General features: G+C 60.9%; 21 protein-coding genes. 9 read left to right on the top strand and 12 right to left on the bottom strand.

Annotated features, from left to right (window positions below):
- The first annotated feature begins 71 nt into the window (after positions 1-71).
- Both B8991_RS04585 and pncB read left to right on the top strand, forming a co-directional pair.
- Positions 72-2,282 carry a PAS domain-containing hybrid sensor histidine kinase/response regulator gene (locus B8991_RS04585; protein WP_084350755.1) on the top strand — a complete coding sequence of 737 codons (2,211 nt, stop codon included), beginning with the start codon at positions 72-74 and terminating at the stop codon, positions 2,280-2,282.
- A 67-nt stretch (positions 2,283-2,349) separates the two neighbouring features.
- Positions 2,350-3,639 carry a nicotinate phosphoribosyltransferase gene (gene pncB, locus B8991_RS04580; RefSeq protein WP_084350753.1) on the top strand — a complete coding sequence of 430 codons (1,290 nt, stop codon included), beginning with the start codon at positions 2,350-2,352 and terminating at the stop codon, positions 3,637-3,639.
- Positions 3,640-3,648: 9 nt separating this feature from the next.
- On the opposite strand, the gene arfB is transcribed toward pncB, so the two are convergent.
- The 6 genes from arfB to B8991_RS04550 form a co-directional block, all read right to left on the bottom strand.
- Entirely contained in the window at positions 3,649-4,068 is a 420-nt protein-coding gene (gene arfB / locus B8991_RS04575; protein WP_084350751.1) for an alternative ribosome rescue aminoacyl-tRNA hydrolase ArfB, read from the bottom strand.
- Positions 4,069-4,365: 297 nt separating this feature from the next.
- Entirely contained in the window at positions 4,366-4,995 is a 630-nt protein-coding gene (locus tag B8991_RS04570; protein WP_084350749.1) for a queuosine precursor transporter, read from the bottom strand.
- A gap of 91 nt (positions 4,996-5,086) precedes the next feature.
- A complete protein-coding gene (locus B8991_RS04565) occupies positions 5,087-5,968 on the bottom strand; it encodes an esterase-like activity of phytase family protein (RefSeq protein WP_084350747.1) in 882 nt (293 codons plus the stop codon).
- A complete protein-coding gene (gene mepA, locus B8991_RS04560) occupies positions 5,941-6,852 on the bottom strand; it encodes a penicillin-insensitive murein endopeptidase (RefSeq protein WP_084350745.1) in 912 nt (303 codons plus the stop codon). The genes B8991_RS04565 and mepA overlap by 28 nt, the downstream gene beginning before the upstream one ends.
- On the bottom strand, positions 6,849-8,189 hold the full coding sequence (locus tag B8991_RS04555; protein ID WP_328588467.1) for an MFS transporter: 1,341 nt from the start codon (positions 8,187-8,189) through the stop codon (positions 6,849-6,851). The genes mepA and B8991_RS04555 overlap by 4 nt, the downstream gene beginning before the upstream one ends.
- A 55-nt stretch (positions 8,190-8,244) precedes the next feature.
- Positions 8,245-8,781 (bottom strand): acyl-CoA thioesterase, encoded by a 537-nt coding sequence (locus B8991_RS04550; RefSeq protein ID WP_084350741.1) that lies wholly within the window; start codon positions 8,779-8,781, stop codon positions 8,245-8,247.
- Positions 8,782-8,912: 131 nt separating this feature from the next.
- On the opposite strand from B8991_RS04550, the gene B8991_RS04545 reads away from it, so the two are divergent.
- From B8991_RS04545 to yaaA, 3 genes are all read left to right on the top strand, one after another.
- The gene (locus B8991_RS04545) at positions 8,913-9,206 is read left to right on the top strand and encodes a YggT family protein (protein ID WP_084350739.1); all 294 of its coding nucleotides are present in this window, start codon (positions 8,913-8,915) and stop codon (positions 9,204-9,206) included.
- A 123-nt stretch (positions 9,207-9,329) separates the two neighbouring features.
- Entirely contained in the window at positions 9,330-11,393 is a 2,064-nt protein-coding gene (gene recQ, locus B8991_RS04540; protein ID WP_084350736.1) for a DNA helicase RecQ, read from the top strand.
- Positions 11,394-11,423: 30 nt separating this feature from the next.
- A complete protein-coding gene (gene yaaA, locus B8991_RS04535) occupies positions 11,424-12,206 on the top strand; it encodes a peroxide stress protein YaaA (RefSeq protein WP_084350734.1) in 783 nt (260 codons plus the stop codon).
- Positions 12,207-12,209: 3 nt separating this feature from the next.
- Here yaaA and B8991_RS04530 read toward each other — a convergent pair whose 3' ends face one another.
- The gene (locus B8991_RS04530; RefSeq protein WP_084350732.1) at positions 12,210-14,405 is read right to left on the bottom strand and encodes a PAS domain-containing hybrid sensor histidine kinase/response regulator; all 2,196 of its coding nucleotides are present in this window, start codon (positions 14,403-14,405) and stop codon (positions 12,210-12,212) included.
- A gap of 208 nt (positions 14,406-14,613) precedes the next feature.
- Between B8991_RS04530 and B8991_RS04525 the strand changes: the two genes are divergently transcribed.
- Positions 14,614-15,174 carry a putative glycolipid-binding domain-containing protein gene (locus B8991_RS04525; RefSeq protein ID WP_084351156.1) on the top strand — a complete coding sequence of 187 codons (561 nt, stop codon included), beginning with the start codon at positions 14,614-14,616 and terminating at the stop codon, positions 15,172-15,174.
- Between the two features lie 109 nt (positions 15,175-15,283).
- On the opposite strand, the gene B8991_RS04520 is transcribed toward B8991_RS04525, so the two are convergent.
- On the bottom strand, positions 15,284-16,465 hold the full coding sequence (locus B8991_RS04520) for an acetyl-CoA C-acyltransferase family protein (protein WP_084350730.1): 1,182 nt from the start codon (positions 16,463-16,465) through the stop codon (positions 15,284-15,286).
- 255 nt (positions 16,466-16,720) lie between these two features.
- On the opposite strand from B8991_RS04520, the gene B8991_RS04515 reads away from it, so the two are divergent.
- From B8991_RS04515 to tdh, 3 genes are all read left to right on the top strand, one after another.
- On the top strand, positions 16,721-17,287 hold the full coding sequence (locus B8991_RS04515) for a helix-turn-helix domain-containing protein (RefSeq protein WP_084350729.1): 567 nt from the start codon (positions 16,721-16,723) through the stop codon (positions 17,285-17,287).
- A 96-nt stretch (positions 17,288-17,383) separates the two neighbouring features.
- Positions 17,384-18,568 (top strand): glycine C-acetyltransferase, encoded by a 1,185-nt coding sequence (locus tag B8991_RS04510; protein WP_084350728.1) that lies wholly within the window; start codon positions 17,384-17,386, stop codon positions 18,566-18,568.
- A gap of 11 nt (positions 18,569-18,579) precedes the next feature.
- Entirely contained in the window at positions 18,580-19,605 is a 1,026-nt protein-coding gene (gene tdh, locus B8991_RS04505) for an L-threonine 3-dehydrogenase (RefSeq protein ID WP_143514495.1), read from the top strand.
- 111 nt (positions 19,606-19,716) lie between these two features.
- On the opposite strand, the gene B8991_RS04500 is transcribed toward tdh, so the two are convergent.
- The 4 genes from B8991_RS04500 to B8991_RS04485 all read right to left on the bottom strand — a co-directional run bounded on the left by B8991_RS04500 (position 19,717) and on the right by B8991_RS04485 (position 24,117).
- Complete coding sequence (locus B8991_RS04500; protein ID WP_084350724.1) at positions 19,717-22,059, bottom strand: aldehyde dehydrogenase family protein; 2,343 nt, start codon at positions 22,057-22,059, stop codon at positions 19,717-19,719.
- Complete coding sequence (locus B8991_RS04495) at positions 22,056-22,355, bottom strand: hypothetical protein (protein ID WP_084350722.1); 300 nt, start codon at positions 22,353-22,355, stop codon at positions 22,056-22,058. Before B8991_RS04495 ends, B8991_RS04500 begins: the two co-directional genes overlap by 4 nt.
- Before the next feature lie 6 nt (positions 22,356-22,361).
- Positions 22,362-23,351 (bottom strand): deoxyribose-phosphate aldolase, encoded by a 990-nt coding sequence (deoC, locus tag B8991_RS04490; RefSeq protein WP_084351153.1) that lies wholly within the window; start codon positions 23,349-23,351, stop codon positions 22,362-22,364.
- Between the two features lie 73 nt (positions 23,352-23,424).
- Positions 23,425-24,117 carry a glycosyltransferase family protein gene (locus B8991_RS04485; protein WP_084350720.1) on the bottom strand — a complete coding sequence of 231 codons (693 nt, stop codon included), beginning with the start codon at positions 24,115-24,117 and terminating at the stop codon, positions 23,425-23,427.
- Positions 24,118-24,176 lie beyond the last annotated feature (59 nt).

Genomic DNA, 24,176 nt, shown 5'->3' with positions numbered 1-24,176 from the left:
CGTTCTTGCCGTTTTCTTAACTTGCTGGGCGTAGCTGTTTCTGAGCGTCAGAAACAGGAGCGGATGCTGCAATGTCTCAACCCGTTCTGCACACGGAACGGCAACTCGCCGCCTTCGACGCGCGCAACAGTCCGGCTGGGCTGCTCGCGCGTTATGCCCGGGGGCGCGTCAGCCATTTTGTCACCCGTCATTGGTTGACTCTGTCCGGTGCGGCAACGCTGGTCGTGCTTAGCGATTGGCGCATAGGACTGTTGGCAATCTTCCTCGCCCTGATGGGAGAGGCGGTGGACTGCCTGTATCTTCGCAAGCTGCCAGATCGGCTTGTTGATAAATCGGCCTACGAGCTTGCCTATCGAGGATCAAGCGTGACCGCAGGGTTTCAGGCCGTAACGATCGCGTCCTGTGTTACCCTGGCGGACTTTGCGGCCCCTCCCGGTCAGGCCAGTCTGGTCGCATTGTCATATCTGACTGGTGCGGCAATCAATGCCGGGATGGTCTACCCGTTTCATCCCGGTGCCGCCAAAGTACGCCTGACCGTCTACGCCCTTACATTGCTTGGCCATTTCGCGATTGATATTGCGCGGATGGGGGGGTGGGTGCCGCGTCATGGATATGACATTCTGGCGGCGATCATGCTGCTATACACGGTGCGCAGCTATATCGGCTTTATCGTGGCCGGGCATGACCGCGAAGCGTCGCACAGTCGCGCGTTGCTGTTGGGGAAACTGGCCGAAGAGCGCGTTGGCCACGATCTGGCGTTCAAGGAACGCGAGGCAAGCCAATTGTCTCTGGTGGCGCGGCATGCCAACGATTCGGTGATCTTGTCTGACGCTGACTCACGGATTCTCTGGGTGAATGAGGCTTTCACGCGGATCACCGGCTATACGCTTGAGGATGCAGTTGGCAAAACGCCGGCAGATGTGTTGAACGCACCCGACACCGATCCCGATACCTGCCAACGAATTGCACAGGCAAGAGCCGCCGGCTTGCCATGCCGTGAAGAGGTGCTGAACGCGACGAAAGACGGCCGGTTGATCTGGGTCGAGGCAAACATCGTGCCGGTTCTCAACGCCGAGGGCGGCGTGGAAACGATCGTTGCGATCGAACGCGATATAACTGCCGCGAAAGAGCAGGAACGATTACTGGCGGAAGCCAAACTTGCAGCCGAAGATGGTGCGCGCGCCAAGGCGGATTTTCTTGCAACCATGAGCCATGAGATCCGCACGCCAATGAATGGCATCATCGGCATGGCAGAGCTTTTGGCTGAAACGAGCATGTCAAAGGACCAGAAACTCTTCGCGGAGACGATTCGTTCGTCCGCCGCTTCACTGCTGAAGATCGTCAACGATGTGCTTGACTTTTCACGGCTGGATGCCGACCGGATGAGCATTTGCGCTGAACAGTTTTCGCTCGCCACCTGCATCCGTGAGGCAACGGACCTGCTGCGTGTACAGGCGCGGGAAAAAGGGCTGTTCCTGGATATCTGCCACGACGTTCCCTTGCCCCAGACCGTGCTGGGAGACAGAGGCCGCGTACGGCAGATTCTGGTTAATCTGCTTGGCAATGCGCTGAAGTTCACCTCGAAAGGCGGTGTAACGATCCGGACATCATGGGAAACCGTCGAGAATCGAATATTGTTAACCGTGAATGTAACCGATACCGGCATAGGCGTGGACCCGGCGAATGCGGACCATATTTTCGGCCAGTTTGCACAGGCTGACGCGGCCACGACGCGACGCTTTGGCGGGACGGGCTTGGGTCTGTCGATCTCAAGATTGCTGGCGCGGCGCATGGGCGGCGATCTTGTGCTTTCGCCCCGGCCTCCGCCGGGTGCGCAGTTTGACCTGACGCTTCTGCTCGATCACGCTGACGATACTGCTGTGACCGCACCCTTGCAGGATATCACGACGATACATCCCGGGATGCGCCTGCTCGTTGCCGAGGACAACGGGACCAACAGGTTGTTGATTCAAAAATATCTCTTGCATCAACCTATCGACCTTCGCTTTGCCAATGATGGCGTGCAGGCGGTGAACCTGGTCCGAGAAACAATGCCGGACGTGATTCTGATGGATATGTCCATGCCGGAGATGGACGGGCTTGCCGCAACGCGGGAGATCCGGATGATCGGGGGCGTCCAGCCGCATATCATTGCACTGACTGCCAATGCATTCGAGTCCGACCGCGAGGCGTGTTTTGAGGCTGGCATGGATGACTTTCTTGCCAAACCTTTACGCAAGGCGCAATTGTTTCAGGCGCTGTCGCGGGCGTCGAAACCCTGAGAAACCAGTTGGACCCCGTGGTCGCCATCGCATATCAAAGCTGTAATTCCCGAATGAGGACAGCATCTTGGACATTGCCACACGCGTCTGGAACCACAAATGGAAGATCGACCCGATCATCCGATCCTTGATTGATACGGATTTTTACAAGCTATTGATGTGTCAGTCAGTTTTCCGCAACAAACCCGATACGCAGGTTGTGTTCAGCCTCATCAATCGCTCCACGCATGTTCCGCTTGCGAAACTTATTGATGAAGGAGAGTTGCGCGAACAGCTGGATCATGTGCGCTCTTTGTCATTGGCACGCGGTGAAAGCACCTGGCTGCGCGGCAACACGTTTTACGGCAAACGGCAGATGTTCCGCCCCGATTTCATGGAATGGTTCGAGGGTATGCGGCTGCCGCCCTACCATCTGGAACGTGTGGGCGACCAATACGAGTTGACGTTCGAGGGCAGCTGGCCTGAGGTCATGCTGTGGGAAATTCCGGCACTCGCCATCTTGATGGAATTGCGGGGTCGGGCGGTGCTGAACACGATGGGCCGGTTCGAGCTTCAGATCCTCTACGCCCGCGCGATGACCAAGCTGTGGGAAAAGGTCGAGCGATTGCGCTCTGTTCCAAGTGCACGCATTGCGGATTTCGGCACACGGCGCAGGCACAGCTTCTTGTGGCAGGACTGGTGTGTGCAGGCGATGACCGAAGGGCTGGGCGCAGGCTTTGTCGGGACGTCGAATTGCCTGATCGCCAAAAACCGGGATCTGGAGGCGATCGGCACCAACGCGCATGAATTGCCGATGGTCTATGCGGCCTTGGCAGAGAGTGACACAGCCTTGGCTAATGCGCCCTATGATGTGCTTGCGGATTGGCATGAGGAACATGACGGCAATTTGCGGATCATTCTGCCAGATACTTACGGGACCGAAGGGTTTTTGCGCAACGCGCCCGATTGGCTGGCCGGTTGGACCGGTATTCGCATCGATTCCGGCGATCCGGCCACCGGTGCCGAAAGCGCGATCCGCTGGTGGAAAGAGCGCGGCGAAGATCCAACGCAGAAATTGGTGATCTTCTCGGACGGGCTGAATGAAGAGAAAATCCTGGAACTGCATGCCCAGTTTGCGGGCCGGGTGCGCGTGTCTTTCGGTTGGGGGACGTTGCTGACCAATGATTTCCGTGGCTTGACCAAAGACGACCGGCTCGCGCCCTTCAGTCTGGTGTGCAAAGCAATCAGTGCCGAAGGCCGCCCGACCGTGAAGCTGTCAGACAATCCAAACAAGGCGATGGGACCGGCGGAAGAGATCGCCCGCTACAAGCGCGTCTTCGGCGTGGGCGATCAGCCCCGGATGGATGTCGTGGTCTGACGGGGCCGCCTAACCGTCATCGACCCGACCGCGCAGGGCCTTTACCTCACTTCGGGCTTTCTTGGCCTCGACGCGTTTGCGCTTTTGATTGAGGGAAACCTTGGTTGGTATGCGCCGCTTGGGTTTTTCCAGCGCCTTGCGGATCAACTCCGCCAGCCGGTCGCGGGCAATCTCGCGGTTGCGTGTCTGTGACCGGGTTTCGTCCACCTGAAGGATCAGCGCGCCCTCTTTCGTCCAGCGACGCCCGGCCAGCCGCCGCAACCGCCGCTTCACGGGATCGGGTAGGTTGGGCGAGCGTTCCGCCTCGAACCGCAATTCGACAGCGCTGGACACCTTGTTGACATTCTGCCCACCCGGCCCGGACGCGCGGATGAACTGCTCTGTCAGCTCCCAGGCTTCGATGGTGATCTGTTCATTGATGCGCAACATCGGGCTTCTTTAGCAGTCAAAAAGCGGAATGTCCCGACCGGCGGAACAATGCAAAAAGGGCCGCCCTATTGTGGACGGCCCTTCGAGAACTCGGGAGGCGGGGGTCGGTTCAGACTCTCGCCAATTCGGATTTTGGTTCTGTCAGGGTCTGCCCTAACAGGTCATCCTCCAAACTGTTCCGACACCTCTCTCCAACATCTCTCTCGACACTGGATCACCTCCTTTCAGCTGTTTCAAAACGCAACTTCAAGGTGGCACGGAAAGCGCCTGACGCAAAATGTTTTTTTCGTGATGGGTTTACGCTGTGGCGCGTTTGCCTTCCAAGTAGACCGTGATCGCCCGGAACGGCACCAGAGCGATCAGCGCGAGGCAAAGTTTCACAAGCCAGTCGGCACAGGCAAGCGAGATCCAAAGCGGCACCATCGGACCCATTCCCAACAGGGGCAACGCTTCGGCGGCCCATGACACATCATTGGATGGCTCAAGGACGGTCAGCGCGCCGGAAAATGCAATGGTGAAGAAAAGCGCGGTATCAATCGACGATCCTACCAATGTCGAGGCCAATGGCGCGCGCCACCAGCGACCCTGTCGCAGACGGTCAAAGAGTGCGACGTCCAGAAGCTGCGCGGTCAGGAAGGCCGCTCCGGACCCGATCGCGATGCGGACAGTAACCAGCGGCCCGTATTCGCCCATGATCTGTGTGCCGATCAGTGAACAGATCACCCCCACGACGAAACCGGCGATCACGACCTTTCGGGCGGGGCCTGCGCCGTAAACGCGGTTCATCACATCGGTGACAAGAAAGGCCAGCGGGTAGGTGAATGCACCCCATGTCAGCCATTGGCCGAACAGGAATTGCACCAGAATATTGGAGGCCACGACAATGGCGGCCATGGCAAGAATGCCGGGAAGATGTCTGCGGGTCATGAATCTGGTCCGTTTTTGCAAGGTAGCGGAGACTTGGCCCCCGAATCTGCGGGAACGGGGTCTGATACCCAGCGCGTGCGCGCAAATCAAGTCAGTCGATGACGATGTATTCCACCAGCTCCGTGCGCTGAAAGAATTTGAAGTTGTCGTCAGAGATCATCGTCAGCCGGATGCCTTGTGCATCCTGCCAGACAGCGATCCCTTCGAGGTTGTCATGTGCCCATGTCGCCGTCTCCAACAGCGTTTCGATGTGAGCGATGATGTCACCTTCCACGGAAAATCGGCGCACGCGGCTTCGAAACCCAAAGCCCGAAAATTCGCGCTCCAGCAGATAAAGCCGTCCTTCGGGGCCGAAATCCGCCCCTACCGGCAGGAAACCACCCGAGCGCGGAATTGTGAAAGGGATGGACCATGCGCTGCCGTCAAATCGGTACACTGGAAAGTCCCGGGTCAATTGGCCTGATCGTTCCGGGATGGCATAGACTCGCCCCGCTGCGTCTATCGCCAGCGCTTCCAGTCCAGCATTGTCCTGCAAGCTGGGGAACTCTTCAGCAATCGGCACCCAGGTCGCCTTGTCGAAGCTGGGATAGGCGACAACCCGGTGGAACGCTTCGAGCGAGACATACCAGCGCCCGTCAGCGTCTATGGCCAACCCTTCCGCGTCACCACCGCCACCAATCAACGTGCCGTCATAGTCGCGCAATGCGACGACACGATTGGACGCAATACCCGTGATCTGTCCGTCCGTTCGCTCAAGCCGGGCCGTTACATAGCTGCCGCGGTCGCTGATCGCGTAAAGCCTCTGCCCGTCATCCGAAACCTCCAGGCCCGAGAAGCCGCCAAACCGTTTGCCCTCGCCTTGCCAGATGAACGACCCGACCAGTCGGGCGTTGTGATCCACATCTGCGAAAGCGTTCAGCGTTGACGAAAGCCCGAAGGCAACGGCTAGGGTGCCGACAATACGGCGGCGCATTGACGCGGAAGGTCAGCCAAGGTCAGTTCGCGTTTCGGCTTGGGCTTGGGGGCGTTGGGATCCGGCGGCGGCGGGTTGAGGATGTTGTTCACCCAGTTTTTTGCATCCGCGCAGCCATCGCCTGCGGGCGGGGGTGTTTGGTCAACACAGCCCGACGCGCCACGGGGGCAGCGCAGACGCACATGGAAATGGTAGTGATGCCCGTACCATGGCCGGATCTTGTTCAGCCAGGCACGGTCGCCGGTTTCGTCATTGCACATCTGCACCTTGGCACCGGGGAAGATGAAGATCCGTGCGACGCGTGGATCCTTGGCCGCCGCTTTGACGATCTCGTGATGGGCGCGGGTCCAGTTGCTGTTGGTATAAGCGCCGGCCGCCCGCCGCATGGAGATTGACGAGATGTTTTCACGGGCGGAAACGCTGAGGTTCAGGTTATCCGCCGGACGCAGCCATATATCGGCGTCAAGACCGACCTGATGGCTGGCATGACCCGACAGCATCGGCCCGCCGCGAGGCTGGCTGAAGTCGCCGAAATACAGGCCGTTCCAACCCGGCTGCTGCGCAGCCTTCCGGCTGAGGTTCTTGGCGAAATCCACCAGTTCCGGATGACCCCAATTGCGGTTTCTGGACAGCCGCATCGCCTGCCAGGTCGGACCGGTTTCAGCCAGTTGCACACCGCCGGCAAGGCAGCCTTTGGCGTAACTGCCATAGGGCGCGGGCGATTGCCCTGACCCTCCGGCCTCGTTTCCGAAAAGCTGCTTGGCGCTTTTCGAACTGAGCACACCGGCTGAACTTCCGACGGTCTCTATGGTTTTTTCTGTTTTGCCACCCCCGCAGGCGGCGAGGCTCAGGGCCAGCGTCAGGCCGGTCAAAATGCGGATCATGCTGCTCGATCTCCGTCGCTTTTGACATAGAATAGCAGAATTAGCCCCAAAAGGAACAGGGCGATCAATGGCGTCACGCCAAGTTGCTGCGATCCGGTCAGCTGGGTCGCGACGGCGACGCTTGCCGGGGCGATGAAGCTGGTCGCTTTCCCGGCCAGTGCAAACAGGCCAAACCCCTCTGCCATATGGCCGGGCCGGGCTTGCCGCACCATCATCGTGCGGCTGGCCGACTGGATCACACCGCCCGCCGCGCCAATGATCGCGCCAAGCGTCAGGAATGTGATGTCAGGCAACCGAGAGCCTTCGGCCACTGCTATCCCGAACAATGTCTCGCGGCTGACAAGCGTGATCGCGATCGCGACGAATGTCAGGACGATGATGCAGGTGGTGATCACCGGCTTGGGGCCGAACACAGCGTCAGCGCGCCCCCCGATCCAGGCAAAGATCGCCCCCGCGATGATGGCGATGATCCCGAACATTCCGGTATCCACGACGCCCCAGCCCAACACGCCCGCCGCGTAGATGCCGCCAAACGCGTACATTCCGTTCAACGCGTCGCGGTAGAGCATCGACGAGCCGAGATAGGCGAACAGCGAAGGCGTGCGCGGCAGGTTCCGAATGGTCGAGCCCAACTGACGCATCGCCTTGCCGAACGCGCCCGCGGGCCTGGCCATGCGGCGTGGTTCGCGGACGAACAGGAAGAACGGAACCATGAAAAGCGCATACCAAAGCGCGGTCAATGGTCCGACAAACCGGGTGCCCTCGCGCTGTACTGGGTCGAAACCAAGGATCGGCTCGATCCCCAGAATTGTGCGCCCGGTTTCGGCGCTTTCCGCAAACAGTGTCAGCATGATGACAAGCGCCAGCAAACCGCCGACATAGCCAAAGGCCCAGCCATTGCCCGAAAGTTTGCCGATGTCCTCACGGGGGCCAAGGTCTGGCAGCATGGAGTTGGTGAAGATCGTCGCCATCTCCATTCCGACCAGCCCGATTGCAAAAAACATCAGCGTGAAAAGCAGGTTGAAATCATCCGGAGCGGCGAACCAAAGCATGCCCGCGCCGATAACATACATGGCCGAGAACAGCCAAATCCACCTGATCCGGTTGCCCGAGATGTCGGCCAATGCGCCAAGAACCGGTGCGAGAACCGCTATTGCCAGACCGGCAGCCGTGATGCCGTAACCCCAGGCAGCCTGTGCGCCCGCGCCGTCATCAAGCAATTCCTTGACATATGGCCCGAAGATGAAGGTGATGAGCAACGTGTTGTAGGGCTGACTTGCCCAGTCAAAGAAGAACCAGCCCCAGACCCGCTTGCGCAGAGATATCGTTGCCACAATGACGGTCCTCCGGCTTTGAAACTTGCGCGACCCTGCCCCTGTGTGACTGGAAGTGTCAATCCTGCTTCGGCGGCCAGGGACGCTGATCCTCGGCCGTGATCCAGGCCCGGATCCAGTCGGGCAGGGGCGGCGATGTCGGATTCGCGCCCAAGGCCGCGGCCACCTGAGCCGGGGGGATAATTCCGTCACGGCCCGTTACCGCCGTCCGGTAAAGACCCTGATTGGCGCAGGCACCGTCCTTGCGCCACATTGATTGGTCCAGATAGATGAACTTTTCGTCCCATCCCACAAGCCGACTGCGCATCTCGACCACATCGAACATCCGGATGCGGCGGCGATAGCGCACCGAAACGCCGGCAACCGTCAAGCCCCAGCGCTGACGTCGAAGCACCCCGATCAACCCGGTGCGCTGCGCCAGAGGAATGCGTCCCAGATCATAGATCGTCAGCGTCCGGCCGTTGTTCAACTCGGCCCACAGGTCGATGTCCCAGGGCAGGCACATATGGCGCGACACATGGGTGCCGGTGGGCGAAAGCTTTGACGCCTTGCGATTGATCACCAACTCTTTGGCCATGCGAATGAACGGGTACATCGGCAGTCTCCTTTTACCGCAACACCTGAGCAGGGCTGCCGGGCGCGTCAATTGCAACCTTGCGGCACTCTTGCCCTTTGCGCCCTGCGCCATTACCTGTGCCAGCGGTACAGACCTTGAGGACACCGCGTATGCAATCGCTCTTTCAGATCCTAATGCTGCTGCTGGACATTGTCTGGTTCATCATCATCGCACATGTCATCATGAGCTGGCTGATCAGTTTTCAGGTCCTCAACCTGCGGCAGCCGCTGGTGGCACAGATCTGGGACGGCCTCAACCGTCTGCTTGAACCGGTCTATAGCCGTATTCGCCAGATCCTGCCGGCGATGGGCGGATTGGACTTGGCACCGCTGGTGGCGTTGGTCGCGGTTTACGCAATTCGGATCATTCTGGCGAATAACGCGGCACTGTTCTACAGCTACTGAACCCACGTCCTTTTGCACGTTCCCAGGAATTGCCCTACGAACCAGGCGGCGCGGCCTTGTTTCACGAGACTTGGTATGTGATTGTCGGCATCAGAGCAGATGTAGATAATAAAGCAGGTTTTCATGCCCCGCGACTCCGCCAGCGCCGACGTGCTGTTAAGCGATGTATTCGGTTTTGGTGCCTTCCGCCCGGGCCAGGAAGAGATCGTGCGTGCCGTTGCGGATGGCCGCAATGTGTTGGCGATCATGCCGACCGGCGGCGGCAAGTCTCTGTGTTTCCAACTGCCCGCCCTGATGCGCGATGGCGTGACGGTGGTGATCTCGCCGTTGATTGCGCTGATGCGGGATCAGGTGCGTGGGTTGCGCGAGTCGGGCGTTGCTGCCGGTGCGTTGACCTCTGGCAACACACAGGAAGAGACGGAAACCGTCTGGCAAGAGCTTGAATCCGGCGCGCTGAAGCTGCTTTACCTCGCGCCCGAACGGCTGGCGGCAGGTGGAACCATTTCGATGCTGCGCCGTATTGGCGTGTCGATGATCGCGGTGGATGAGGCGCATTGCGTCAGCCAGTGGGGCCATGATTTCCGCCCCGACTACCTGCGCATCGGCGAGTTGCGTGAACTGTTGGACGTGCCGGTTGCCGCCTTTACCGCGACCGCCGACGCTGAAACGCAGGATGAAATTGTCACGCGCCTGTTTGCCGGGGTGGAGCCACAGCGTTTTCTGCGCGGGTTTGACCGGCCGAACATTCATCTGGCCTTTGCTGGTAAGGACGGCCCCCGGCGGCAGATCCTCGACTTTGCCGATGCGCGCAAGGGACAGTCGGGCATCGTCTATTGCGGCACGCGCGCAAAGACTGAAGGCCTGTCAGGGGCACTGCGTCAGGCCGGGCACAACGCGTGTTTCTACCATGGCGGAATGGATGCCGAGGATCGCCGCGCGGTCGAGTCGCGCTTTGCCCGAGAGGATGGGTTGATCGTTGTGGCGACTGTTGCCTTCGGAATGGGCGTGGACAAGCCCGACATCCGCTGGGTCGCCCATGCCGATCTGCCCAAAAGCATCGAGGCCTATTATCAGGAAATCGGACGCGCCGGGCGTGATGGCGGCCCCGCCGAAACGATGACCCTGTTCGGCCCCGAGGATATACGCCTGCGCCGCAGCCAGATTGACGAAGGGCTGGCCCCGCCGGAACGCCGCGCCGCCGATCACGGGCGGCTGAACGCGCTGCTGGGTCTGGCCGAGGCGCTGCACTGTCGCCGCAAGACGCTGCTGGGCTATTTTGGCGAAACCGACGTAAACTGCGGGAATTGCGATCTTTGCGACCAGCCTGCCGAAGTGTTCGATGGAACAGAGGCCGTGCGAAAGGCGCTGTCGGCTGCATTGCGGACCGGCGAATATTTCGGCGCGGGTCACCTGATTGATATTCTCACCGGGAATCTGACCGACAAGGTTCGCGACAAGGGGCATGATCGTTTGCCCACTTTCGGGGTAGGACGCGAATTTGACAAGCGCGGCTGGCAGGCGCTGTTCCGGCAGATGATGGGACACGATCTGCTGCGCCCCGATCCTGAACGCCACGGCGCGCTGCGCATGACGGATGCGGCCTTGCCTCTGTTGCGCGGCGAGGCGCAGATCGACCTTCGGCGCGACAGTATTCGCGCGGCGTCGGCCAGTCGCAGACCTGCGGTCAAGGCGATGGTCAGCGAAGAGGACGCGCCGCTTCTATCGGCCCTCAAGGCCAAACGCCGCGCCCTGGCAGAGGCTGCTCGGGTGCCGGCCTATATCATCTTCAACGACCGGACGCTGGTGGAAATGGCCGAAACGCGCCCCGGAACGCTTGACCAGATGGCGCGTATCGGCGGAGTTGGTGCGAAAAAGCTGGAAAGCTACGGGACTGCGTTTCTGGAGGTCATCACCGGTGCCGAAGAAGAGATGCACCCGGTGCGGCGCAAGATGGCCGGCCGTGCGTCAGGGGCGCTGTTCGACCGGTTGCAAGAGGCGCAGGCACGTCTGTCGCGCGGCGAGGACGGAACCGAGAAATATCTCAGTTGCACCACGGCCACTTTGCGGCACATCGCCGAGCGGCGCCCCGGCACGGCAGCCGATCTTGAGGCAATTCAGGGCATGGGCGCGCAAAAGGTGGCGCGGTTCGGCCCGGCCTTTCTGGACGCGATCCACGAAGCGGGCTAAGTCGTTGGACGGATTTCGAAGGGGGTTGATATGCTGATAGTGATTTCGCCGGCAAAGCGGCTGGATTGGGCAGAGCGGCCCGAGCACAGCATGACCACGCCATCCCTTTTGGACGATGCCAACAGGCTGGCCAAAACCATGCGCAATCAAACGCTTGGCAGCCTGCAAAAACTGATGGATCTCAGTCCCGATCTGGCGCGCCTGAACCGTGACCGCTTTCGTGACTTTTCCGAGGAACCGCAGGCGGATGCGGTGCGTCCGGCCGCGCTGGCCTTTGCCGGTGACACCTATATGGGGCTTGAAGCGGCGTCCTTGGACGTCGATGAAATGGTCTGGGCGCAGGACCATCTGCGCATTCTGTCCGGCCTTTACGGGGTATTGCGGCCTTGCGACGCGATCCAGCCATATCGGCTGGAAATGGGCAGCAGGCTGAAGACGCGCCGCGGGAGCAATCTGTATGACTATTGGCGCGACGACCTGTCCAAAGCGTTGAATGCGCAGGCAAAGCAACTGAACACGGATGTGCTGGTGAATTGTGCGAGCCAGGAATATTTCGGGGCGGTCGCGCCCAAGGCCCTGAAGCTGCGCGTGATCACGCCGGTCTTCATGGAGGAGAAGCCGGGCGGCCCGAAGATTGTCAGTTTCTTCGCCAAGCGTGCGCGGGGAGCGATGGCCCGCTACATCATTCAGCACCGCCTGACTGATCCCGCCAGCCTGACAGAGTTCGATACCGGCGGCTATGCCTTGCGTCCGGATCTCAGCACTCCGGAGCGCCCGGTCTTTGTCCGCAGCGAGGCAGCTCAGGCCGCCTGACGGCTAATGCGATGGGCTGACGGGTCTTGTGTCGCTGGGACGATGCCTTTCGATCATCTCCGTCAGTTCGGCCTTGCGCAGGGGCTTGGTCATATAGTCATCCAGCCCGCAAGCAATGATGGCTTCGCGGTCGCCGGCCATTGCATGAGCAGTCAGCGCGACGATGGGGACGTGCTGGCCGTCTGGTTCGGCCGCACGGATGTGACCGGTGGCTTCCTTCCCGTCCATTTTCGGCATCGAGATGTCCATGAAAATCAGGTCGGGACGGTCCTCTGCCACGGCGGCGACCGCCTCTATCCCGTTTTGCGCAAAGCGAAGCGACAGATCCAGCGTGCACACCATTTTCTTGAACACCAACTGATTGGTCTTGTTATCCTCTGCCACCAGCAGCTTCATCTGGCGCGCGCTGCCCGGAGAGGTGACCGGGGCTTCCATGATGGGCGTGGGTGCGGGCCGGGGGTGCGCCTTGGGTGGCGCTGCTTTGGCCAATGCTTCCAACTCGTCAAACAGCGAACGCCGAGATAACGGCTTTTGCAATACGGTGTGCACGCATTCACGCGCGGGGTCCGCCACGGTTTCGCCGGGGATGTTTGAAAGCAACAGGATCGGTGCGAAAAGCCCGCGATCACGCATTTCCTGTGCAAGGGCGAGTCCGGTCGTGTCGGGTAGCTGCTGTTCGAGGATGACAACATCTGGTGCCGTGTGCAGTTTTTCCAACGCAGCTTGCGCAGATGTGCAGATCAGGGTTTCGATGCCCAGAACGGTCAGTTGTTTTTGCATGATCATGCTGTTGACCGGCTGGTCGTCCACCACCATGACCCGGCGCAGGTTCTTCGGCAGAACCGGGTTTTGATTGGTTAAAGGTTCTGCGATTGGTAGGGTGATACGAAACCCGAAGCAGGATCCGCAGCCTACCTCGGAATCCACCCAGATATTGCCGCCCATCAAGTGAATAAGCCGTTTGGTGATCGCCAAGCCCAGCCCGGTGCCTTCAAACTGGCGATTGCGCTCATCCTCGACCTGATTGAACTCACCGAAGATATGTTCGGCCTTGTCGGGGGGCAGGCCGATACCGGTATCTTCAACCGTGACATGGATCGCGGCATTCTTCTGGTCAGAGCACATGCCCACGACTCGGATCAGCACATGCCCGGTTTGGGTAAATTTCAGTGCGTTGCCAATAAGATTCGTCAGAACTTGCCGCAAGCGACCGGGATCGCCGACAAACCAGGCCGGTAGAAACATGTCGTAGTCGATCATCATTTCAAGATCTTTGTCGCGCGCTGTCGGCTGAAACAGCATCGCGACTTCGTGCAGGCTTCGTTCCAGATTGAAAGGTTCCGGGTGCAGGATAAGCTTGTCAGCCTCGATCTTGGAATAATCGAGTACGTCGTTGATGATCACCAGCAAAGCTTCACCAGAATTCTTGATCGTTTCGGCATAAAGACGTTGTTCTTCGCTCAGATCGGTGTCTGACAGCAGATCCGCCATGCCGATGACGCCGTTCATCGGGGTTCTGATCTCGTGGCTCATATTCGCGAGGAAGGTGGATTTCGCGCGGTTCGCGGCCTCGGCGCGTCGCTGCGCCTCCTTAAGTCTCTTTTCATAGCGAACGGTTTCCGTGATATTCCGCGCGATGCTGACAACGTCACCGCATTGGCCGCGCTGATCGACCAGTTTGATATATTGATTGTTCCACAATTTCAGCGTGATCGGGTCAGGATTGTCGGTTTCCCAACGGTCGATCATCATGGCGCGCCACTCGGCGGGCGGCTGATCGCCGATGTTGACGATCCCCTCCTCGGTGATGAGTTGCAGAATGCGGGGATAGAAAATGCCGGGGCGCACCTCCTCCAGCCCGTCGAACACAGACAGATAGGCATGGTTGGCGGCGATCATCATGTTGTCGGCATCGAAAAAAGCAAAGCCGTCCTGAATCGTCCGGATGGATTGCCACAGGCGACGCTCTGCAATTTCGATCTTCTGGTTGGCAACGCTCAGGTCGGATTTCACGCGCTGGTTTTCCGTCCGCACGGTCAGCACCTCGGCGCGGGTTTCCGTGATCTCGTTCGACAAGGCACGGGCATGTTTGCCCAGTTTGCGATTGGCGGCAAACAGTTCCGCCTGTTTGAGTTCCAGCAGGCGTTCGGCCGCCAGCCGTGCGCGGCGTTCCTCTGACAGTTTGGTTGCAAAGCTCATGCCTTGTTCCGGCTCGGTTGGTCCTGCGCCAGACGATGCTTCATTGATATGAAAAACTTCTTAAACACCCTGGTCCGCAGACTCCTTGCTTGGCTGTGCCATGTCGTGTCACCATTCAACCGATCCGGGTTACGATTTCAGGCATCTGACACGCGCGTTCAGCGGAGTGTCAGGGTCGGATTCCCGGCATACCGTTCTGGAGGTGTCCATGACTGCCGAAACTGTTGCCACAGCGGAATGGCGCGCGCTGGACCGGGAGGGGCGAGATCGCTGTCGCCTTGTCCGGTCAGGAGCGGGGTGGATGCTGATCGGACATGCGCGTTTTGGCGACGGGCAGGGGTGGTCGCATCTGGACTATGTGATCCGCTGCGACGGCGATTGGTTTACGCAAAGCGCCGATGTCACCGGCACATTCCGCGATCAGCCCGTGGCCTTGCGTCTTCTGCGAAACGGAGACAACTGGGCATTGAACGATGTGCCGCAACCGGCGGTCGAAGGCGCGGTGGACATTGACCTCGGTTTCACGCCCGCCACCAACTTGATGCCGCTGCGCCGGTTATGCGAGGTGGGTCGGATGCAGGCCCGTGCGGCCTGGCTGTGCGAGCCCGAGGGCGCGTTGCGGCCCCTGAACCAGGCCTATACCCGCGAGCGTGGCGGGTTGGTGCGTTACGAAGCCGAACAGACGGAATTTCAGACAGAGCTGAAGGTGGCGGATGACGGGTTCGTGGCGCTTTATCCCGGCTTTTGGGAGAGGCAAGTCATGACCTGAGGGTTTGGCCACGTCCAGCTTCGAATTGCCGGTAAAGACGCTGAATTTGCGTCGACGGCGACATCGAAGGGTGTTTGATGCGCCCGCCAGCAAGGGCGGGCGCAAAGCTTCAGATGCGTTCGATTGCCAAGGCAATACCCTGACCGCCGCCGATGCACATTGTAATCAGGGCGCGCTTTCCGCCGATCCGCTCCAGCTCGTACAGGGCTTTGACGGTGATAATGGCACCTGTGGCCCCGACCGGATGGCCAAGGGCGATGGCCCCGCCATTGGGGTTCACCTTCGCCGGATCAAGCCCCAGACCCTTGTTCACGGCCAGCGCCTGCGCCGCAAACGCCTCGTTGGATTCGATCACGTCGAAATCGTCGGCTTTCAGGCCCGTCCGTTCCAGAAGCGCCTCGACGGCCGGAACAGGACCGATGCCCATGACGTCCGGCCGCACACCGGCATGGGCATAGCCCAGCACCCGCGCACGGGGCTTCAGGCCTGCCTTCTCTGCGGCACTGGCGCGCGCCAAAACCAGCGCCGCCGCACCGTCATTGATACCCGAAGCGTTGCCCGCCGTGACGGTCCCGTCCTTCTGGAAAGCCGGTCGCAGCCCGGCCAGAATTTCCGCCGTGGTTGACGCCTTGGGATGTTCATCCGTGTCAAAGGCCACCATGTCGCGCTTTACCCGCACCTCTACAGGCACAATCTGGTCCTTGAAGCGTCCCTCGCTGATCGCAGCGGCCGTGCGCTTCTGGCTTTCCAGCGCAAAGGCGTCCTGTGCGTCGCGTGTGATGTCGTGTTCTGCGGCGACATTCTCGGCGGTCACGCCCATATGTCCGGTGCCGAAGGGGCAGTTCAACGCGCCCAGCATCATATCCAGCGTGCGGATGTCGCCCATCTTGGCACCCCAGCGCTGATCCGGCACGATATACGGACTGCGCGACATGTTCTCGGCACCGCCCGCGAGGCCGAAATCCGCGTCGCCCAGCATCAGTGATTGCACGACCGAAACGATCGCCTGCGCGCCGGACCCGCAAAGCCGGTTCACGTTCATGGCGGGCGTGGTGTCCGGCACGCCGGCCTGCATGGCGGCGACTCGGCTAAGATACATGTCCCGCGGTTCGGTGTTGATGACATGGCCAAAGGTGACATGGCCAATCTGCCCGCCTTCGACGCCAGCACGTTCCAGAGCAGCGCGCGCGGCAACTGTACCAAGGTCAATGGGGGATGTGCCGGCAAGCGCGCCGCCGAACGTGCCGACGGCGGTGCGTGCGCCGCTGAGAATAACGATATCATCTGACATGATAGGCTCCTTTACCAGTTGTTGCTGAAGTTATGACGCAGACAGCGTTATGTGGTAGCCTGACGCAACGTCACGGGCTGCGCCACCACTTTTTGTTCCCGGTCGCATCAATCGGCGGTCCTGTCCTTGTTGCGATTGTTCGGGGTCTGGCCGGCATCAAGAACGTCACCGGACGTGCGCTGTACAGGCTGGGCGACATGGAAGGTCCTGTCTAGCGATTGACAGAACGTCGCCAAGCAGGGCATCACGTCCTATATGACGGATGAACATGACGATATTTTGTTGCGCCTTCCCGCACGTCTGAAAGAGGCCCGGCGCGCGCAGGACCTGTCGCTGGAGGCGGTGTCGAAACTGTCGGGTGTCTCGCGCTCTATGGTCAGCCAGATCGAGCGCGGGGAATCCTCGCCCACGATTGCAACCTTGTGGAACCTGACGCGGGCGCTTCAGGTGGATTTCGCGGGGCTGCTTGAGACCGCCGAAGTGATGCAGACCGTCGAGGTGCTGCGCGCCGATCAGGTGCCGACCATCGACAATATGGGTGAAGGGTGCCGGATTCGCATCCTGTCGCCCCCAGAAGAGGCTGGTCGGCATGAGGTATACGAGCTGTTGCTTCGGTCAGGTGGTGTACTGGACAGTCAACCCCACACGCGAGGTGCCCGCGAGCAACTGACAGTGGTCTCTGGCACGGTCATGGTCCGGTCAGGGGACGCGGTAGCACGGCTTGGGCCGGGAGATACCGCACGTTATGCAGCCGACATACCCCATAAGATCGCGGCCGAAGGCGGCGAGGTGCAGGCATTCCTGATCGTGATGGGCGGTTAATCCGGCATAAGGGAAAATATCCGTAATTACGGATTTCTTCTATTTCGGAACTTAATCCGCTATGGTAGAGTTGGCTGACAAAGGAGACTCATCCCCATGACCCAGGCTTTTTTGACCCATCTGCAAGACGAACTTCGTGGCATTGAGGCTGACGGCCTGATGAAGCGCGAACGATTGATCACCTCACCGCAAGGCGCGCGTATCGATGTTGGCGGGCGCGAAGTGTTGAACCTTTGCGCCAACAACTACCTCGGGCTTGCGGATCATCCCGATCTGATTGCCGTCGCCAAACAGGCCATGGACGATCACGGCTACGGCATGGCCTCCGTGCGATTCATTTGCGGGACGCAGGATCTGCATACGCAACTGGAGGAGCGGCTGGCGTCCTTCCTGGGGACGGATGACGCGATCCTGTTTGCCGCATGTTTCGACGCGAACGCCGCAGTGTTCGAGCCGCTTCTGGGGCCGGAAGACGCAATCATCTCAGACAGTCTCAACCACGCGTCGATCATCGACGGTATTCGGCTGTGCAAGGCGAAACGCTATCGCTTCGCCAATTCCGACATGGACGATCTTGAGGCCCAGTTGAAAGCGGCCCGCGACGCTGGCGCGCGTCATGTGATGATCGCCACCGACGGCGTGTTCAGCATGGATGGTTATCTGGCCAAGCTGCCGGAGATCCGTGCGCTGGCCGACCGTTATGACGCTCTGCTGATGGTCGATGACTGCCACGCGACCGGGTTCATGGGGCCGAAAGGCGCAGGCACGCCCGCGCATTTCGGCATCAAGGCCGACATCCTGACAGGCACGCTGGGCAAGGCGCTTGGCGGTGCGATCGGCGGCTATATCGCCGGACCGCAGGCGGTGGTGGACCTGCTGCGCCAACGCGCGCGCCCCTACCTTTTTTCGAACGCGCTGCCGCCCTCGGTTGTCGCGGCCGGGATCGAGGCGATCCGGCTGGTCGAAGAGGGCGACGCCCTGCGTGCGCAACTGTTCGAGAATGCCAAATACTGGCGCGCGGGGCTGACCCGTCTGGGGTTTGATCTGCTTCCCGGCGAACATCCGATCATTCCGGTGATGCTGGGTGAGGCGCAATTGGCACAGGATATGGCCTCGCGGCTGTTCGACGAGGGCGTCTATGTCTCGGGCTTTTTCTTTCCGGTGGTGCCGAAGGGCAAGGCCCGCATTCGCACGCAGATGAACGCCGCCCTGACACGCGACGATCTGGACAAAGCACTCGCCGCCTTTGAGGTCGCGGGCAAAGCCACAGGGGTGATTTGATGACTGATACGATGAAAGCACTGGTCAAGGCCGAACCCCGCGAAGGACTTTGGCTGGAAGAACGCCCCATCCCCGAGATCGGCCCGGACGATGTGCTGATCCGGGTTCACAAGACCGGGATCTGCGGCACCGATGTACATATCTGGAACTGGGATGAATGGGCGCAAAAAACCGTGCCGGTGCCTTTGGTGACAGGCCATGAATTCGCCGGAGAGATCGTGGCGCTGGGGCGGGATGTCGAGGATCTGAAAATCGGCCAGCGATGTTCGGGCGAGGGGCATCTGATCGGCAAGCATTCCCGCCAGAGCCGCGCAGGCAAATTCCATCTGGACCCCGAAACGCGCGGGATCGGTGTCAACGAACAGGGTGCCTTTGCCGAGTACTTGCGCCTGCCCGCGTTCAACGTGGTGCCGCTGCCGGACAGTATCCCGGACGACATCGGTGCGATCCTAGATCCGTTGGGCAATGCGGTGCATACCGCGCTCAGCTTCGATCTGGTGGGCGAGGATGTGCTGATTACCGGCGCGGGCCCCATCGGCATCATGGCGGCGGCTGTCGCGCGCCATGTCGGGGCGCGCCACGTGGTCATCACGGATGTGAACGCGGACCGTCTGGCGCTGGCGGAAAGAGTCACCGACGTGGTGCCGGTGAACGTCGCCAAAGAGGATCTGGCAGAGGTCATTCCCCGTCTGAAAATGCGGCAGGGCTTTGACGTCGGGCTGGAGATGTCGGGCAATGCCCGCGCCTTCGATCAGATGGTCGATAGCCTCGTGATGGGCGGGCGGATTGCGATGCTGGGCATCCCGCCGGGCAAGACGCCCGTGGACTGGAGCCGCATCGTCTTCAAGGCGCTGACGATCAAGGGTGTCTATGGCCGCGAGATATTCGAGACATGGTACAAGATGATCGCCATGCTGGAAAACGGGCTGGACGTGTCCGGCATCATCACCCACCGCTTTCCCGCCGCGGAGTTTGAAACCGGCTTTGCCGAGATGCGCGGCGGATCCAGCGGCAAAGTCGTGCTGGACTGGCGTTAACGGCCTGGCAAGCATCGGGAAGGGGGCGCTGCCCCTCTTGCCCCTTTCCGTGCCCTTCATGCCCAGCCATAGCGGGCGGAAACCGTTCACAAAGCGCCTGATACCTGTGCCTCAGGCGCCGTAAGGCACCCAGACCGTTTTGATCTCGGTCGCGGCGTCCAGGAATGTCTGGCCTTCGCCTTCTTCGCCCATCCAGTCACGCGATTGGCCGTTATTCACCCAGGTGCGTTTCAGGTTGCCAGCGGCGCCGCGTTCAATCGTGGCGGCAAGATCGGTGGACGAGAAGCTCCAGACCGCGTTCACATCGGCATGCGCGGCAAGAGTCGGGGCCAGTTCTGCATGGTTGCCGGTCAGGATGTTGACAACGCCCGCAGGCACGTCAGAGGTTTCCAGCACCTGATAGAAATCCGTGGCTGCCAGCGGAAAAGGTTCCGACGCGGCCAGCACCACCCGGTTGCCCATCGCGATGGCAGGTGCCATGACCGACACCAACCCCAGCAGTGGGGCCTCATCCGGACACAGCACGCCGATCACGCCCACCGGCTCGCGCATCGCCAGCGCCACGCCGCGCAGCGGGACCGCACGGACGTCGCCATCCAGCTTGTCGGCCCATGCCGCATAGGTGAACAGACGGTCCACGGCGGCCTCGACTTCCTTGACGCCTGTGCGATTGCCGGTCATCTGATCAAGACGCTTGGCGAACTCCTCGGCCCGCGCAGACAGGTTCTCGCCCAGATAATACAGAACCTGCGCGCGCAGATGAGCGGTCGCGGCGGGCCAGCCTTTCGCCCCATGAGCTGCCTCGACCGCATTGCGGATGTCTTTGCGGTTGGCAATCGGCACCTGACCCAGAAGCGTGCCGGACTTGCTATAGACACCCCGCGAATAGCCGCCATCGGGCCGCGCCTGCTTGCCCCCGATATAGAGCTTGGCCGTCCGGTCAATGCCGTCCTCCGGCCCCTTGTCGCCTGTGAAGGCTTCGATCTTGGACAAGGGTTTGGGCTTGCCTGTTGGCCTCGTATAGGCGGTTAGCCCCTCCCAGCCGCCTTCGCGGCCAAAGCCGCTTTCGCGCATGCCGCCAAACCCAGCGGCGGCGTCCAGCATATTCGTCCCGTTGACCCAGACCACACCGGCAACCAGCTTGGGGGCCATGTCCAGAGCCACGTTGATGTTCTCGCTCCACACGCTCGCAGCAAGGCCGTAACGGGTGTTGTTGGCCAGTTCCACCGCCTCTGACGGGGTGCGGAAGGTGGTGCCAACCAAGACAGGGCCAAAGATTTCGTCCTGCATCAAGGTGCTGGCCGGGCTAAGCCCGGTGATCAGCGTCGGCGGATAGTAACAGCCTGACGCGGGCAGAGTGGCGGCAGCGCGATAGGTCTCGCCTTCGGTATTGCTGTCAACCATGCGGGCGATGCTGTCGCGCTGCACCGGATCCACGATTGCGCCGATGTCGATGCATTTGTCCAGCGGGTCGCCCACGCGCAGCCCGTCCATGCGGCGGCGCAGACGACGGTAGAAATCTTCCGATACGCCTTCCTGCACCAGCAGGCGCGAACCAGCACAGCAGACCTGACCGCCATTGAACCAGATCGCATCGACCAGCCCCTCGACGGCGGAATCCAGATCGGCGTCCTCGAACACGATATAGGGGGATTTGCCGCCCAGCTCCAGCGTCAGGGACTTGCCCGATCCGGCGGTGGCTTCGCGGATCGCGCGCCCCACCTCTGTCGAACCGGTGAAGGCGATCTTGTCCACATCTGCATCGACAATCATCCGGCCCACGTCGCCATCGCCGGTCACGATGTTCACGACGCCCTTGGGCAGCCCGGCCTGACGGCAGATATCGGCAAAAAGCAACGCGGTCAGCGAGGTATATTCCGCGGGCTTCAGCACAACCGTGTTGCCCATCGCCAGCGCGGGCGCGATCTTCCATGACAGCATCAACAGCGGGAAGTTCCACGGGATGATCTGACCGCAAACGCCCATAGCCTCGCGCCCCGGCTGGGTCTTTTCCATAAGCTGCGCCATGCCGGCATGATAGTAGAAATGCCGCTGTGCCAAGGGCACGTCGATGTCTCGGCTTTCGCGGATGGGCTTGCCGTTATCCAGCGTCTCCAGCACCGCAAACAGCCGGGCGTGTTTTTGCAACAACCGTGCCAAGGCATACAGGTGGCGCGCACGGCCGGGGCCGCCAAGCTTGGACCATTTGCCCTGAGCCGCCCGCGCCGCCGCCACGGCGCTGTCCACATCTGCCGGCGTGGCCTGGGTGAGCGTGGCCAGAACCTCGCCATTCGCGGGGTTGCGGCTATCAAACCCTGCGCCGGGCTTGGTAAAGCTGCCGTCAATGAAATGACCAAATCCATCGCTGTGTTCCGCGAGCCATGCCAGAGCTTCGGCAGCGCTTTCGGGGGCAGGTCCATAATCCATGGTCTCAAAGATCTCTTTTACGGTCATGTCGGAGTGCCTTTCAGCAGAAGAAACACGATCAGCGCGGCGTAAAGCGCGGCAATTGCCCAGCAGGCATAGTTGATAAGGCGCGTGCGCTTGTGCAGCGCCGCATAGCTGCGCAACCCGTCGGGCAGGTCGTCGTCCGGGGGCGGGCTGAACAACGGTTCCGGACCAAGCAGCCGCTGCATGCGCGTCGGCAGGTCGCGCACAGCGCGGCGCAGACGCCGGCGGCGCCACATGGTCGACAGCACGACTAGCATGGTAAAAACGGCGAATAGCGCGTGGTTGCTGGACATCGGCATGGCGGGTCAGCTTAGCGCATGGCGCCACGACGCCGAATAGGTCCCGGTGACGTGATGTTCCAGTTGTCGCTCTATATCGCCCAGCAGCGACGATGCGCCAAAGCGGAACAGGTCCGGCTGCACCCAAGGGTGGCCCAACTCGTCCTTCATCAGCGCCAGATAGGTCAGCGCGTCCTTGGCTTTGGAGATTCCGCCCGCAGGTTTGTAGCCAACGCGGTAGCCGGTTTCGTCGAAAAACTCGCGGATCGCGCGCACCATGACCAGCGTGACGGGTAGCGTGGCGTTCACACTTTCCTTGCCGGTGGAGGTCTTGATGAAGTCGGCTCCCGCCATCATGCAGATCAGCGAGGCGCGGGCGACATTCTGCAACGTCCCCAACTCTCCGGTGGCGAGGATCGCCTTGACATGGGCATCCCCGCACGCGGCGCGAAAGGCCCGCATCTCATCGTAAAGCGCCTGCCAGTTACCGGTCAGGACATGCCGTCGAGAGATCACGATGTCGATCTCTGACGCACCGGCGCGCACGCTTTCCTCTATCTCGGCGACGCGCAGATGAAAGGGCGACAACCCTGCGGGAAAGCCTGTGGACACGGCGGCGACCGGAATGCCGGACCCTTGCAGCGCGTCCACGGCGCATTCCACCATGTCGTGATAAACGCAGACCGCACCGGTGGTCAGCCCCTCGACGCCCAACGCGGCCAGCAGATCGGCGCGTACCGGCTGGCGGGCCTTGGCACACAGGCGGCGCACGCGGCCTTCGGTGTCGTCACCGGCCAGGGTCGTAAGATCAATGCAACTGATCGCTTTCAACAGCCAGGCGGCCTGATAGTCCTTCTTGACCGAACGCCGCCCCGGCAGAGATGCCGCACGTCGTTCGATGGCCGACCGGTTCGCCCGCGCTCGTGCCACCCAATCCAGATCAAGGTCCATCCCCGGATTGCGCGGCTCCAGCGCCTGCGGAAGCTGATGCGTGGCGGTTGTCGTCTTGCTGTCCATCGTCATGTCCGGGCTGGTTCAGAGAGGCCAAGCGTGGCACGCCGACGACCCGCTGGCAAGCTTGCCCGTCGCGTCAGCCCCAGTAGCGGGCGATCTGTTCGCCAAACCACGTCTTGAACCGGGTTTTCTGCGGTCGCAGGATCGGCAGATGGACGATGCGCGGCTTGGGCTGATCGGACCAGATCACCTCGGACGGCTCGAAGATGCGCTTGTTGTATTGCGGCGGGAAAACGTAGAAGCGCAGGTCCGAGTCCCACAGCAGTTCGCGGAATGTCACCTGATCGACGCGGAACCCGGCCACCGTGAAGGCGCGGCTCCATTCCCGGAAGAAGTCGAACACACGGTCGGATGACCGGTACAGCAACACGCCGCAATTGATCTCTGGGAAGGCGTCTGGCGGTTCCTTGCGCCAGACCTTGCGATGCCGGGGACGATGCCACAGCATGACATGCGCGCCGCACAGCTCGAATTTCTGCAACAGATCGAACAGGCTGCGCAGATCGGCGCGAATGATCGTGTCATTATCCAGATAAAGTGTTTCGTCGAAGGGCGTGTCGGGCAACAGATCCACCTTGGGACGTTTCAGCCCTTCCGGGATCACAAAGCTGAGGTCAAAGCCGCTGGTATCATCGCTTTCGGCGCACCAGATACAGGTCTGTAGGCCGGGATTCGATTTCTTGACGCTGGCCGCTGATCGCCGGGCCACATCCACATGGGCACTGCCCCATGCAATATACATCACCCCGCGTCCGCCACTTCGGTCCATTACCCGGCCTTTCCTGCCAATTCTCGCCCTTGTTTGTCATAGCGCGGGGCCGGGCCGGG

Origin of the sequence: Primorskyibacter flagellatus (assembly GCF_900176485.1) — a bacterium.
Classification (GTDB): Bacteria; Pseudomonadota; Alphaproteobacteria; order Rhodobacterales; family Rhodobacteraceae; genus Primorskyibacter; species Primorskyibacter flagellatus.
This window is presented reverse-complemented; position numbering and strand designations above follow the sequence as displayed.

Bases quoted from the DNA above. Each gene is read 5' to 3' on its own strand.
- B8991_RS04570 (WP_084350749.1), bottom strand. From the start codon at position 4,995: ATGACCCGCAGACATCTTCCCGGCATTCTTGCCATGGCCGCCATTGTC.
- B8991_RS04485 (WP_084350720.1), bottom strand. From the start codon at position 24,117: ATGGACCGAAGTGGCGGACGCGGGGTGATGTATATTGCATGGGGCAGT.
- yaaA (WP_084350734.1), top strand. From the start codon at position 11,424: ATGCTGATAGTGATTTCGCCGGCAAAGCGGCTGGATTGGGCAGAGCGG.
- B8991_RS04510 (WP_084350728.1), top strand. From the start codon at position 17,384: ATGACCCAGGCTTTTTTGACCCATCTGCAAGACGAACTTCGTGGCATT.
- B8991_RS04520 (WP_084350730.1), bottom strand. From the start codon at position 16,465: ATGTCAGATGATATCGTTATTCTCAGCGGCGCACGCACCGCCGTCGGC.
- arfB (WP_084350751.1), bottom strand. From the start codon at position 4,068: ATGTTGCGCATCAATGAACAGATCACCATCGAAGCCTGGGAGCTGACA.
- B8991_RS04500 (WP_084350724.1), bottom strand. From the start codon at position 22,059: ATGACCGTAAAAGAGATCTTTGAGACCATGGATTATGGACCTGCCCCC.
- mepA (WP_084350745.1), bottom strand. From the start codon at position 6,852: ATGATCCGCATTTTGACCGGCCTGACGCTGGCCCTGAGCCTCGCCGCC.
- deoC (WP_084351153.1), bottom strand. From the start codon at position 23,351: ATGGACAGCAAGACGACAACCGCCACGCATCAGCTTCCGCAGGCGCTG.
- B8991_RS04525 (WP_084351156.1), top strand. From the start codon at position 14,614: ATGACTGCCGAAACTGTTGCCACAGCGGAATGGCGCGCGCTGGACCGG.
- B8991_RS04515 (WP_084350729.1), top strand. From the start codon at position 16,721: ATGACGGATGAACATGACGATATTTTGTTGCGCCTTCCCGCACGTCTG.
- B8991_RS04550 (WP_084350741.1), bottom strand. From the start codon at position 8,781: ATGTACCCGTTCATTCGCATGGCCAAAGAGTTGGTGATCAATCGCAAG.
- B8991_RS04585 (WP_084350755.1), top strand. From the start codon at position 72: ATGTCTCAACCCGTTCTGCACACGGAACGGCAACTCGCCGCCTTCGAC.
- B8991_RS04495 (WP_084350722.1), bottom strand. From the start codon at position 22,355: ATGCCGATGTCCAGCAACCACGCGCTATTCGCCGTTTTTACCATGCTA.
- tdh (WP_143514495.1), top strand. From the start codon at position 18,580: ATGAAAGCACTGGTCAAGGCCGAACCCCGCGAAGGACTTTGGCTGGAA.
- B8991_RS04530 (WP_084350732.1), bottom strand. From the start codon at position 14,405: ATGAGCTTTGCAACCAAACTGTCAGAGGAACGCCGCGCACGGCTGGCG.
- B8991_RS04545 (WP_084350739.1), top strand. From the start codon at position 8,913: ATGCAATCGCTCTTTCAGATCCTAATGCTGCTGCTGGACATTGTCTGG.
- recQ (WP_084350736.1), top strand. From the start codon at position 9,330: ATGCCCCGCGACTCCGCCAGCGCCGACGTGCTGTTAAGCGATGTATTC.
- B8991_RS04565 (WP_084350747.1), bottom strand. From the start codon at position 5,968: ATGCGCCGCCGTATTGTCGGCACCCTAGCCGTTGCCTTCGGGCTTTCG.